An 11,266-nucleotide genomic window follows, 5' to 3' on the forward strand; every position below is an offset into this window, starting at 1 on the left:
AGATGCCACCACGTGAGTGGACCATGGCGAAGGCGCAATTTGCCGTGATCTTCGGCGAACGTTTCATCAGAGCCATGGCGGCCTGATGATCAACCGCCCGGCCGCACACGGAAATCCTGACAGTCCCAGGGATAGCCCACCACGTTTGCCTTTGCCCTCATCAAACTGATATTCGGTGATCGCACAATTGGCGACGTCTGCCTCACGATCAATCTGTAGTATCTCGGCCTCGGTCATCCCTTCGATGATATAGCGCAGACACAGCACTACCACCTGGTGGGTGAAGACCATTACATGCCGGTCAGCATGATGCAGCGCGATCGTATCCATAACTGATCGCAAGCGTAGTATGACGTCACACCAGCTCTCGCCACCTGGCGGACGATGATAAAATTTCCCCAGGATCCTGCGAAACTCGGCCTGCTGCGGTTCAATGCTACGTATTCCTGTAGCGGTTAGCCCGTCGAGGATCCCGAATTCCTTTTCCCGCAGCCGTTCATCAAAAAGAATTTCGATGTCGTCCTCGCAGCCTCCGGCGCTACGGAAAAGATCCGCCGTCTGGCAAGCGCGCCGATAGGGCGATGCGAGGAGTACATCAGGACGCGCACCGATTGTCCGTGTGGAATACCAGCGACCGAGCGCGCGAGCCTGATCGCATCCAAGGTCGCTCAAAGGTACGTCGGCATCGCGATCCGACAAATTTATGCGTTCGATATCAGCCTGCATGGCAGCGTCGCGTGCGACATTGCCTGCACTCTGGCCATGACGAACAATCGTCAAGGTCCTGGGCCAATGCATCTGCATCACCGCGTTTCTCCTTTGCCCAGAAATGGATGGGCGGCGCAAATGATCCCGCTTCCTGCGCAGCAGGAGATTGGGATCGCGGATATTTCCTGGCGGCATCGTGTTGAAGCCAGTGAGAGGAGCCGGGAAAGGCCAGGTATTTCAGATGCGTGATGATGTCGAAGCACTGACGCTGATGGCGGAGGAGATTGCCCTGCTAAGGAATCTCGCCAGACAAAATATGAGCGATCCAAGCTGGGTGCTGGTGCGCGCCTGTGCTGAACATATGAACGATATCATGGACCATTTCACACAGGATGAAGGCCATATGCGGGGAGAAATGCCCTGGTGGCGCCAATTTCAAGAAAAGTCCTGATCATGCTGGATCGTGAGTTTCTCAGTACGCGCTTTCGAAATAGCAGCTAGCATCTTCCAAAATGGGAACGATGCCTGGCATATTGATCGAAATCAGGGCTGTGGACCTAATGCGTGATCGGATGAATTCGCGCGCTTGAAGCCTGCAGAGCGGATCGGATAAACTGCATCAATCGCATTGAACTTTCGGTGAAAAATGCTGGCTTTTGACTGATCCTTGTAAGTGCGCTTGGTTAGCGAATGGCGGATGGACACTCCGGACCTTCGGAGAGATCATGCTGCCACCTTATCATCGCCTTGAAGAATTCGTGCCTCTCACGCCTGCGGAAATTCGGATCGCAGAAGGGTGGACGAGTAGCAAGCGGTCCGTAAAGCGGCATCATATCATCCGCCGAGAAGGCGACCAGGTTGCCGGCGTCTTCTTCCTTCTGGCGGGGTGGGTCGGCTCCTCTGTGATGCTACGCGACGGTCGTCGACAAATTGTCAAAGTGCATCTGCCGGGCGACATGCTCGGCTTCCCCAGCCTTTCCCTCGTCCATGCTGGCGAAACGCTGGAAGCCCTTACAGATGCAGTTATTTGCCCTATCCCGAATGCCGCCATCGGCAAATTGCTGATGGACAATCCGCGTCTTGCTACAGGCCTGTTCCTTAGCACGCAGAAGGAGCGAGTAGCGCTCATGCAGAAACTGTCCTGGCTGGGCGCGACCTCCGCGCTCGAGCGGATGGTAGCGTTTCTCCTTGACCTGTATGATCGGGCGAAATCGTCAGGACTGGCGAAGGAAAACCGGTTTGAGGTTCCCCTCACACAGCAACAACTCGGTGAACTGCTTGGTTTGACTGCTGTGCATGTCAATCGGACCCTGAAGCGATTGGATAGCAGCGGATTGCTCGAGCGGCGCAAGGCGCTGGTGAGGCTTATCGATATTGAGGGACTGCAGAAAATGACGGCGAATATTCCACCATGCTTCGCCCATCATGATGCATGGGTCCGGCTAGGGAGTCCGTCATCAGATGCATGATAGACATCCGATAGAGCAATTGCCGCCAAAGGAGGATCAATGGCGCCATTGTAGGTTTGGCCGACCCCAGCGCCAATGGCGCTGATTCAGTCCGGCTTGGGTTTGAGCTGAAGCATTTCTACGCGCCGGATTTTTGCGAACCGATAACGCCGATCATCCTCACCGGGCCGATCATTCATGGGCAAGACAATAATGGTCAAACCGCGCGATAGCAGTGGCGACGCAGGCATCGTCGCTTCGATTTGATTACGCACGCCGCCACGAGGTCAGCCTACGCCAAAGATTCCAATGTCGCATCGCTCACTCAGATGCTCCGGACGGTCAGACGGATAATCGTCGGAAAGCCTCAGATGGAAATAATTCGGGTCGAAGCCGCAACTTTGACGCAGAGCCCTAACATCAGGGACGAAGAGCTGGCCGTTGGCCATTTCGATCAAGCCTTCCTTGCGCATTCGTTGAAGCATGCGGTTGACATGCACAGCAGTCAGCCCGCTAGCATCGGCGAGATCTTCCTGAGTAAGCGGTAATGCGAGGGGGGCGCTCCCAAGCCCGATTAGTTGTGATCGAAAGTGCAGTTCGCACAGGAGATGCGCAACCGCCTCAAAGGCATTGCGCCGGCCGCTATTGACCAGCCATTGCCTCAAAATGGCTTCGTCCACTAAAGTGGCTCTCCAGAAGGCACGAGCGAGTGTGGCCGACACTTTGGTGATGCGGTCTATTTCCTCGTTGGCAACATAGGCGATCCGGCAATTTGTCACGGCCAGAATGGCGTGGTCCATTGCATGCAGCAGGGTGGCGTGTAGATCGCAAAAGTCGCCTGGAAGCATGAAAGCCGTGATACGCCGTGAACCGTCTTTCAAAATTTTGTAACGAGCGGCCCAGCCCTCTACGACCAGATGGAGGAATTCGGGCGAGTCACCGTCCGAAATAATGTCCCTCCTTCGTGGCAGCGAACGAATGTCGCTGCAGGCTGACAGGATCATCTCCTTCTCAACCTTGTCCAGGGGCTCGACCAGTTCGAGTTTGCGGATGACGTGCGGGCTCACGGTGCCTCCCTCCATTTTAATAATTCCCCGCTCTGCATGTCTTACGCCGCGATCCGCCACGTCGGGCAAAAGGTCGATAAGCCGTGGTTATTTCGAGCCATCCGATCCTGAATCGCGGTCGGTAATATCTACGGCCGACAAATTGCTCGTTGCCTGGCAATGATCCTCTTTTGGAACGCCTATCGATTTTGTTGTCGATCGCCTGGGACGGGCGAAAGGCTGGACTGAAATCGGTCAATCTCACTGTCTATTGCGTTCAGGATGGAGGTCTCAGTCAGCCTTTTCCTCATGGCAAAATGGGAGGGTGAATGAATGTTCGCCGCCGAGGTTGGCATCCAAGCCGGCAACTGACGGAAACAGACGCAATGCAGCTCACGCGACGACCATAGCCCTATCGCCGCGCCTCATCTTTCGGCGCCGTAATAATCATCCGCCGGCCGGCTTCCTTCTGCTCCATGCCCATCATGCGAGACGCCATCCATTCGGGCACATGCCAGCTCACCGGTAACGACCGGGCTATGGCACCGGGCAGGATCGACCAAAGCAGAATGCCCAGCAGGATCCCGCCAAGGCCAAACCAGATCACTTGACGCTCCTGCTCGGCCGCACCGCGTCCGCGCGCTACCATCGCGTCCATGTGCCAAGCCAAGTTCGAAAGCCGTTCCTGCGCTTGACGCAGCATCGTTCGGTCTTCCGCCCTTGCCGTTTGCGCAGATGCGATGATCCGCTCCACCAGCGCTTCTGGCGTCATCTCCATGGCCGGACGGCTCTGGATCATGTCGAGCCTGTGCGCATGCACGCCGAGCGATTTGTTGATCTGCGCTAACGTCGCGCTGTAATCGGGTATCTTCTCTCGCGCGGCGGTGAGGCCTTCAAGTGCGTGACGGAGCAGGCTCAGTTCCCGACGCACAGCATCAAATGCTTCTGCGGGATCATCTTCTTGGGGGGCTGTTTGGGTCATGACTGAAGCTTAGAGCCCAAGACCACGGCCTAGCGAGCGTCCGAGATGCCGCTGGAGATCCTGCGACAGCGATTGGCCGCTTTGGAAGGACAGACCGAGCTCTTTGGTGCGATTACGCAGCAGCGACTCCAGCTGTGGATCGCGCTCCAGCCCCTTGGCCATGCCCGCCATCGCCTCGCGCACCTTCCCGCTTGCGCTATGGTCGCCACTGCGGCTGAGCGCCTGACGCTGGCTGTCGCTGCTTTGCCAATCGGCAATGAAGCGATCTGCGCGCTGCTGGCCAGCGACACGCGTGTCCCGCTCCACCTGCATCTGCCTGATGGCATTGCCGCTATGCCCGGTGGCCGCTTCATGGATGAGCCCGCGGTCCTTGCCAAAGGCAGCGCTCAGATCCTGCGATGCCTGGGGGCGCAGCGCATCGAGCGCGTCGCGCGCCCGCTGGGCAGCCTGTTGCTGCTCGATCAGCGGCTCATAGCCCTGGGCGCGCATGGCCTGCTCTTGCTGCAAGGCCTTGGCATAGTCCTGAACCGCCTTGTCGAACGAGGGCATGGCCGGTCGCCGGTCCAGCGGCGCGGCATTGAGCTTCAGCCCGGCGAAGATACTGCGCTTTGGCTGAAGCGGGGGCTCGGCCTGGGGTTGGACCTGATGCGGTGGCTGGACCTGATGGGGTGGCTGTGGCTCGGGTTGGGCCAGGCTCGCCGCCTCCGGCGCACGCCCATAGTCCGATGCCATATCCTTGCCACGCTCACGCTCGAGCGTGCGGACAAGCTTGCCCTGATTGGCAAAGTCATCCTTGCCATAATGAAGATTGACGGTTTCGCGGTGACGCGAGAGCGCGACATAGCTGGCATGGCGATCAAGCCCTGGGGTTGCCAGCACATGCACCTTGTCCACCGTCATGCCCTGCGCCTTGTGGATGGTGGCGGCATAGCCATGATCGATATGGGCATAATGTTTGGTGTCGAAGCCCACCAGGCGCCCATCATCGAGCGATACCCGCATATGCGCCTTGTCGACATGGTCGATGGTGCCGAGCGTTCCGTTCTTCACCCCAAGGCTGCGCTCATTCTTGAGGAACATGATCCTGTCCCCGTCAGCAAAGCTTCGCGCGCCGCGCTCGACAGTGAGGCTGACATCCCTGCCCAGTTCCCCTGACCGCTGCAGTTGCTCGCGCGCCGCCTCGTTGAGGCTGCGCACCTCGTCATTGGTGTGGGTAAGGATGATGCGGCTGGCTTGTGGGTCGGCGATGCGATCGCGATCCCACCGCTCGATCAGGTCACCACGCGCATCCTCGCGCGTCTCGGCGGCATGGACATGGCCATGGTCGCCATAGGCGGCGATCGCCTCATGGGTGCGACCGGTCGCCAGCGCCCTGGTCGCCTCGCGGTGCCAGTCGTGCGCCTGCCGGCGGATCGAGCTGATCTCGACGCTGCCATGGCGCTCGGCAATGGCGCGGAACGAGGCGCCGGCCTCGATCGCCTGCAGCTGCTGGGGATCGCCAACCAGCACGACCTTGGCACCATGCGCCTCCGCTTCCTGGAACACCCTTTCCATCTGCCGCGTGCCGATCATCCCGGCCTCGTCGACCACCAGGATCGACCTGTCGGTCAGGCGCTCGCGATCCTGCGCCCATTGATGCTCCAGGCTTGCGATCGTGCGCGAGGCTATGCCCGACCCGCTTTCCAGATTTTCCGCAGCGATGCCCGAGAGCGCAGCGCCGCGCACATCATAGCCGGCCCGCTCCCAGGCATCGCGCGCCACGCCCAGCATCGCGCTCTTGCCGGTGCCGGCATAGCCGATGACATTGCTCAGCCCCTTGGCGCTGGTCACATGCTTGAGCGCGCCGCGCTGTTCGGCCGAGAGGTCGAGCCCGCTTGCGCTGGCCCGTGCCAGCGCGCGTTCGACATGGCGATCGGCCAGCCCATGATGGCGCCGCGCGTCGAGCGTGGCGGTGGCCTTTTCGAGCCGCTGTTCGGTCTCCAGCATGGACCGTGAGGTGAACCGCGCCTCCCCTCGCCCATCCTTGCCCAGCGCCACCAGATCGGGCGAGGCTTTGACCGCCGCCATGACCCGATCAAATTGTTCCTTCCCCTCGCTATGGCGGTGAACGAACATGGCAAGATCACGAGTGGTGAAGGTCGCCTGGTTGTGGGTGATACCATCGAGCGCAATGCCCGGATTGGCGAGGATCTTCTCGCCATTGGACCGGGCGATCTCATGATGCTCTTCGATCCGCTCGCTGACCTGGCCCGCTTCCCCCATGCGCGCTGCGGCCGGGCCGATCTTGTGCTGGGGCTCGAGATCAATGCCCTGGGCTTCCAGGCTGCGATGATCGATGCGCGCATCGATATCTAGAGCAGCCAGGCGCTCGTTCACATGCTCCGCCCAGGCCTCGCGCCAATGGCTGAGAAGCTGCGTGCTGTTCCAGTCGCGAACTTTGGCGCCAAATCCCTCTGGCGTCACTTCGCGCAAGGTCAGCATCACATGGGCATGGGGCTTGGCCAGTCCATCGGCGCCGATATCCCAATGGACATTGAGATCGGCGACCATGCCGACATCGACGAACTCGCGCTGGACGAAGTCGCGCGCCAGGGCGATGCCCTCACCCTCCGACATTTCTCGGGGGATGGCGAACTCCACTTCACGCGCCAGCTGCGCGTCCTTGCGGATCTCGGCGGCCTCGACATCATTCCACAGCTGCTCGCGATCGCGCCATTGCTCTGGCGCCCCATCGGGCAGCATCACCTCGCTGTGGACGACGCCGGCCTTGTTGGAGAAGTCATGATCGCGCCCGAACAGCATATCGAACAGCGAGGAGCCTGAGCGATAGGCGGCCGAGGCGACCGCCGAGCGGCCGGCGGCGCGCGAGATGACTTTGACCGAGAGATGGTAGATCGCCATGACGGCGTACCATTTACACCTCAAGCAGCACGTCGGCACGACGTATAAGCGCGCCCTCAAAAGATTTCATCAGTTTCGGGATGACGAGATCCCAGGCAATTCCAGCGCATTGTGGCTGATCGAGACGGTCGATAACGCCGGGTGTCTGACACCAACAGCGAGGCCATATTCCATGCGCAGACTACGGGACTATGACGCAGAGCTCAAGGCTCTCACCGACAAGGCACGACAACTTAAAGCCCGCAAGCAGAGCCAGCTCGGTGAACTGGTGATGGCGACCGGAGCCGATGGGCTCAGCGCCGAGGAACTGGCTGGCGCATTGCTTGCCGCTGCCAGCACAACCGAAGCACCAAGGCGGGAGGCGTGGCGCAAACGGGGCGCGGCCTTCTTTTCAGGGCAGCGGCATGATGCTGGGCCGGGCGCTGGCGACAAGCCGGGCAGCACTGCGTCGGGTGACGGTCGCGCGCCATCGCCTGCAGCTGAGCCAGGCCCGGCATGATCGGCGAGACTGGCAGGTGAAGCGGCGCGAGCGCACCCGGCATCTGATCGAGCTTGGCGGTTTGGTCGTGAAGGCGGAGCTAGTCACGCTCACCGATGATGATCGCGCGGTGATGCTCGGGCTGCTTGGTGAAGCGGCGGCACGATTGCGCACTGATGAGCGCGAACAGTTGTTGCTGCTCTGGCGCCGACGGGGGCAGCGCATGTTTGCGACCGATGCATTGGCTGGAAAGCCCGAATGATCAGGCGATAACGCCGGCGGTGCGCTTCAGTTCGGCGATGCGTTCAGCGCACACTTCATGCACGACGCGGCCCAGTTCCTCGACCTGCTTGCCGAGCCAGCTGAGTTCCTCTTCGCTGATCTTGTAATGCTTGGAATAGCGGGCCTTCACATAGGCTTCCTTGAGCTTCTCAAACCGTGCCCGATCGACATGGCGTTCGCTTGGCCAGACATAGGCCAGCCGCCGGTCGATCCGCTCTGCCTGGGTGCGCAGGAAAGCGAGATTGTGAACGTGCGGCGTGTAGAAGGTGCAAACCAGCAATACGCAGTGATAGAGCCTTTGAGCTGCCTGATGTAGGTCGAAAGCTGCGATATTAGGTGCGCCATCCGCTACTGCATGCTGATATTGTCGGAAGAACTGCCCCCCAGTCGGAAACCACTCGTCGAAATATTCCTGCGCCATGGCCAGCGCCTTGTCCGGCGTCTTGGGCTTTGGCGTGTGCAGTTCCTTGTCGTCGCTCTCGTAAAGGGCGATGCCATCCTTCGCCACGTCCATGAAGAAATAGCGGCCATGGGCAAGGCCATCATTCACTTCCTGGAGGGTGTGGACGATGAAATTGACCGGGGTCTTGAGCGTGGCGGTGATGCCATATTCGCGCATCAGCCGCTCATCGACCCCAAGCCAATATTTGACGCGATCGGTCAGCCGCTGGTCGTTGACGATGATCAGGAGATCATAGTCGGACTTGTAGCCCTTGGCGGTGTGCGGCTCATCAACCCAACCGCCACGGGCGTAGCTGCCATAGAGGATGATCTTCTGGATGCGGCCCTTCTTGCGCCAAGCCTGGGTGGCGAGCGCCAGCCCGTCCTCGAATTCCTCGAAGATGATCTGCACGACGCGCGCGAGTTCGCGCTGCTTGTCGGCGGGAAGATGATCGAGATCGTTACGCATGGCATAGCCACCCTGTCGGACCGATCGCCCGATGGCAAGCCATCGGGCGCGGCGGGTTGATCATAGACGATGGGAAAGCCGTCGCCACCAGGGCTCGGGCTCGTACAAGGTCCGCAGGAATATGCGCAGTGCTGCGGCAAATTCGGCCTCGGCCTGCTCGGCGCTGATGCCGTGCCGCTGCGCAAGCTGGGCATAGCTAAGATCCTCCATTCGGATATCGAAGAAGATGGTGCGCTGAAGGACGGTCATGCGGCGGAGCGATCGGCGCCCGCGCCGCAGGAAGACGCGCAGGGGAAGCTTGTCGGTCATGCCGCTGCCCCTTCCATGCCCAGGAGATAATCGGCCGCCTTGCTGGCCGCGCTTGCCGCCTTGAAGATTGCCCGCTCATCCTCGCGCAGGACGGCAAGCCAGGAGCCGATATAGTCGCTATGCCGGACGGTGGGCACGATCCCCAGCGACGCGCAGGTGAAGGCGCTGGCCATCTCGGCAACCAGTTCCTCTTTTGCATAGAGCGCTGAACCGAACCCGCCCGACTGATCGCGCGCCAACCGGCTGCGATGGCCCGTCCAATGACCCATCTCGTGAAGTGCCGTGCGAAACCAGTTGATGGGATCATGAAAGGCCGCCTGTGGTGGCACCGCGACATAATCACCGGACGGAGAATAATAGGCTTCGCCGCCGCCGATGCGGAAGTCCGCACCGCTGTTACGGATCAGGCTGTCGGCCTCGGCGATCGATACCAGTGGCCCTGGCAAATCGGGCACATGGGACAGCTCTTCGGGCAGCCCCTCGCACTGGTCGACGTTGAAGACGGTAAAGCGCTTCAGGAACGCTATCGTCCTGGCCTCGCGATCCTCTTGGCCCGCGCGCTCTTCCTCGGCCTTGGGAATGAACCGATCCGCATAGCAGATGACACTGCCCTTCTCGCCCTTGCGGACATGGCCGCCAGCCGCCTCGGCCTGCCGATAGGTCAGCCAGCGCTGTCCGGTAAAGCCGCGCTCGATCACGGTGGCCCACAGGATCAGGATGTTGATGCCTGAATAGCGCCGCCCGGTGACGGCATTCTGCGGCATGGTGCAGGGACAGGCGCTGCTGTCCCATGGCTTCACCCAGGGAAGATGCCCCGCCTCCAGTTCCGCGATGATCCGGGAGGTGACTTCGCCATAGATGCTCTGACGCTCGATGTTAGCCATGTCCTTTCTCCTGCCTCTCCAGCACCGGCCGCCGGAATGGCGGGGGCGGGCGGCAAGGAGGCGCACGGCAGGCCCGTGCCCATGAGGCGGGCTGCACCCGCAGGGCCGCAACGCGAGAGGAGGAGCCGGCGCAGCCGGCTTGCGGCCCGCCGGCACGGGCCTAGAGAAAGCCGACGCCCACCCCCGTCATTCTGGCGGCCCCAGACAAACCAGCATCAGCGCGGCGCAGCCGCGCTGGCCGCAGCCAGCAGCCCAAAAGGCTGCGAAGCGTCAGCGATCATCGCCCGGCAGGGACGAAACGAGCGCAGCGCCGACTCGGTGAAGCGAAGCAGAGCGCGGTCCGCCACAGGCGGAGACGCCCGCTCCAGTCTTCCTATTCTACGTCAGTTTACGCCAGAACATGACAAAGCCCGCCAGACACGGCTCAGTCCCTTGCTCCCGCTTAAACAGCTGCCAAGGCTCATCGCAAAGGGGATCAGACTTATCCACAGCAGCAAGGACCAGCCATGACCATGCCCCCGACCGACCGCATCCTGCGCCTCAACACCGTCCTCGACCGGACCGGCCTCAGCCGTGCCACCCTCTATCGCAAGGTTCAGGCCGGCACCTTCCCCAAACAGATCAGGATTGCCACCCGCTGCATGGGCTGGCGCGAATCCGCCATCAACGACTGGGTGCGCAATCCCATGTTCTGGACGGTCGAGGATGCCGACAAGCGGCAAAGGGCATCGTCATTGTAAAGTCATCGACACGCATCATATCCAGTCTGTCGCTCCTTCCCCCCTTGGGGCGGCACCTCCCTGAACTATGGCCCCGCCGTGGAGATTTCTCCGGCGGGGCTGCTTTTATCGATGCCGCCTGATCTTGCCCCTGCTTGGTGCCCGTCTCCAGTCTTGCCATGAGCATGCAGAAATCCGATCGGTGCAGGCTTGATGGGGGATAGGGGCAAAGCATGAGAGCGATATTCACCGAGGCAGCTTCATTGCTGGGTCGCCATGTTGAAAGCGTCGCGCGCGTTGCAGGCGGCGATCTTTCCTTCGTTGCGCGTCTTTCCCTGTCAGGCGGTGATAATGTCATCGCCAAACGGGGCGACAGGGTGGTCGAGGAAGCCCGCATGCTCGCAGCGATCGCGGCGACGGGCACGGCGGTTCCGCAGATATTGGCAGTCCAGGACGATCTTCTGCTGCTTGACCCAAGTTGAACAGTGCCGGCGGAACACGCAGGGAACGCGAGCTGGTAAGTATTTGATTTTGCTAGGCGTGGGTTTGGGGGCAAAACCGGATGTGCTAACAACATTTTGCCTGTAACTGGCCGTTTG

The 11,266-nt window shown here is 60.7% G+C and carries 13 protein-coding genes; 6 read left to right on the top strand and 7 right to left on the bottom strand.

All coding sequences use genetic code 11. The annotated features are described in order from the left end of the window. Positions 1-66: 66 nt before the first annotated feature. Positions 67-804, bottom strand: a complete 738-nt coding sequence (locus CG471_RS26655; protein ID WP_099234320.1) for a histidine phosphatase family protein — start codon at positions 802-804, stop codon at positions 67-69. A gap of 145 nt (positions 805-949) precedes the next feature. On the opposite strand from CG471_RS26655, the gene CG471_RS26660 reads away from it, so the two are divergent. Together CG471_RS26660 and CG471_RS26665 are read left to right on the top strand one after the other, a co-directional pair. Next, positions 950-1,159: a hypothetical protein gene (locus CG471_RS26660; RefSeq protein WP_072895167.1), complete on the top strand. Its 210-nt coding sequence runs from the start codon at positions 950-952 to the stop codon at positions 1,157-1,159. Between the two features lie 274 nt (positions 1,160-1,433). Further along, positions 1,434-2,177, top strand: coding sequence for a Crp/Fnr family transcriptional regulator (locus CG471_RS26665; protein ID WP_072895170.1), 744 nt, complete (start codon positions 1,434-1,436; stop codon positions 2,175-2,177). A gap of 266 nt (positions 2,178-2,443) precedes the next feature. Here the strand turns inward: CG471_RS26665 and CG471_RS26670 are convergent, their stop codons facing one another. From CG471_RS26670 to traA, 3 genes are all read right to left on the bottom strand, one after another. Then, positions 2,444-3,223: a Crp/Fnr family transcriptional regulator gene (locus CG471_RS26670; protein WP_175551283.1), complete on the bottom strand. Its 780-nt coding sequence runs from the start codon at positions 3,221-3,223 to the stop codon at positions 2,444-2,446. Positions 3,224-3,614: 391 nt separating this feature from the next. Further along, positions 3,615-4,184, bottom strand: coding sequence for a DUF6118 family protein (locus CG471_RS26675; protein ID WP_072895175.1), 570 nt, complete (start codon positions 4,182-4,184; stop codon positions 3,615-3,617). Between the two features lie 9 nt (positions 4,185-4,193). Beyond that, on the bottom strand, positions 4,194-7,085 hold the full coding sequence (gene traA / locus CG471_RS26680) for a Ti-type conjugative transfer relaxase TraA (RefSeq protein ID WP_099234321.1): 2,892 nt from the start codon (positions 7,083-7,085) through the stop codon (positions 4,194-4,196). A gap of 172 nt (positions 7,086-7,257) precedes the next feature. On the opposite strand from traA, the gene CG471_RS26685 reads away from it, so the two are divergent. Both CG471_RS26685 and CG471_RS26690 read left to right on the top strand, forming a co-directional pair. Then, positions 7,258-7,584, top strand: a complete 327-nt coding sequence (locus CG471_RS26685) for a conjugal transfer protein TraD (RefSeq protein WP_072895692.1) — start codon at positions 7,258-7,260, stop codon at positions 7,582-7,584. Beyond that, complete coding sequence (locus CG471_RS26690; RefSeq protein WP_072895678.1) at positions 7,490-7,825, top strand: conjugal transfer protein TraD; 336 nt, start codon at positions 7,490-7,492, stop codon at positions 7,823-7,825. Before CG471_RS26685 ends, CG471_RS26690 begins: the two co-directional genes overlap by 95 nt. Here the strand turns inward: CG471_RS26690 and CG471_RS26695 are convergent, their stop codons facing one another. The 3 genes from CG471_RS26695 to CG471_RS26705 are packed head-to-tail and all read right to left on the bottom strand — an operon-like array spanning position 7,826 to position 9,948. Continuing rightward, a complete protein-coding gene (locus CG471_RS26695; RefSeq protein ID WP_099234322.1) occupies positions 7,826-8,755 on the bottom strand; it encodes a HEPN domain-containing protein in 930 nt (309 codons plus the stop codon). It abuts the gene before it with no gap. 60 nt (positions 8,756-8,815) lie between these two features. Further along, positions 8,816-9,064: a hypothetical protein gene (locus tag CG471_RS26700; RefSeq protein WP_063141658.1), complete on the bottom strand. Its 249-nt coding sequence runs from the start codon at positions 9,062-9,064 to the stop codon at positions 8,816-8,818. Next, entirely contained in the window at positions 9,061-9,948 is an 888-nt protein-coding gene (locus CG471_RS26705) for an ArdC family protein (RefSeq protein WP_072896064.1), read from the bottom strand. The genes CG471_RS26700 and CG471_RS26705 overlap by 4 nt, the downstream gene beginning before the upstream one ends. Positions 9,949-10,454: 506 nt before the next feature. Here CG471_RS26705 and CG471_RS26710 point away from each other — a divergent pair. Both CG471_RS26710 and CG471_RS26715 read left to right on the top strand, forming a co-directional pair. Then, a complete protein-coding gene (locus tag CG471_RS26710) occupies positions 10,455-10,688 on the top strand; it encodes an AlpA family transcriptional regulator (protein ID WP_072896062.1) in 234 nt (77 codons plus the stop codon). A 212-nt stretch (positions 10,689-10,900) separates the two neighbouring features. After that, positions 10,901-11,149 (top strand): hypothetical protein, encoded by a 249-nt coding sequence (locus tag CG471_RS26715; protein ID WP_180275810.1) that lies wholly within the window; start codon positions 10,901-10,903, stop codon positions 11,147-11,149. Positions 11,150-11,266 lie beyond the last annotated feature (117 nt).

It is taken from the genome of Sphingobium sp. IP1 (genome assembly GCF_002708645.1).
GTDB lineage: Bacteria > Pseudomonadota > Alphaproteobacteria > Sphingomonadales > Sphingomonadaceae > Sphingobium > Sphingobium yanoikuyae.

Excerpts from the sequence above, each read along its gene's own strand:
- CG471_RS26655 (WP_099234320.1), bottom strand. The coding sequence starts at position 804 with ATGCAGATGCATTGGCCCAGGACCTTGACGATTGTTCGTCATGGCCAG.
- CG471_RS26660 (WP_072895167.1), top strand. The coding sequence starts at position 950 with ATGCGTGATGATGTCGAAGCACTGACGCTGATGGCGGAGGAGATTGCC.
- CG471_RS26665 (WP_072895170.1), top strand. The coding sequence starts at position 1,434 with ATGCTGCCACCTTATCATCGCCTTGAAGAATTCGTGCCTCTCACGCCT.
- CG471_RS26675 (WP_072895175.1), bottom strand. The coding sequence starts at position 4,184 with ATGACCCAAACAGCCCCCCAAGAAGATGATCCCGCAGAAGCATTTGAT.
- traA (WP_099234321.1), bottom strand. The coding sequence starts at position 7,085 with ATGGCGATCTACCATCTCTCGGTCAAAGTCATCTCGCGCGCCGCCGGC.
- CG471_RS26685 (WP_072895692.1), top strand. The coding sequence starts at position 7,258 with ATGCGCAGACTACGGGACTATGACGCAGAGCTCAAGGCTCTCACCGAC.
- CG471_RS26690 (WP_072895678.1), top strand. The coding sequence starts at position 7,490 with ATGATGCTGGGCCGGGCGCTGGCGACAAGCCGGGCAGCACTGCGTCGG.
- CG471_RS26695 (WP_099234322.1), bottom strand. The coding sequence starts at position 8,755 with ATGCGTAACGATCTCGATCATCTTCCCGCCGACAAGCAGCGCGAACTC.
- CG471_RS26700 (WP_063141658.1), bottom strand. The coding sequence starts at position 9,064 with ATGACCGACAAGCTTCCCCTGCGCGTCTTCCTGCGGCGCGGGCGCCGA.
- CG471_RS26705 (WP_072896064.1), bottom strand. The coding sequence starts at position 9,948 with ATGGCTAACATCGAGCGTCAGAGCATCTATGGCGAAGTCACCTCCCGG.
- CG471_RS26710 (WP_072896062.1), top strand. The coding sequence starts at position 10,455 with ATGACCATGCCCCCGACCGACCGCATCCTGCGCCTCAACACCGTCCTC.
- CG471_RS26715 (WP_180275810.1), top strand. The coding sequence starts at position 10,901 with ATGAGAGCGATATTCACCGAGGCAGCTTCATTGCTGGGTCGCCATGTT.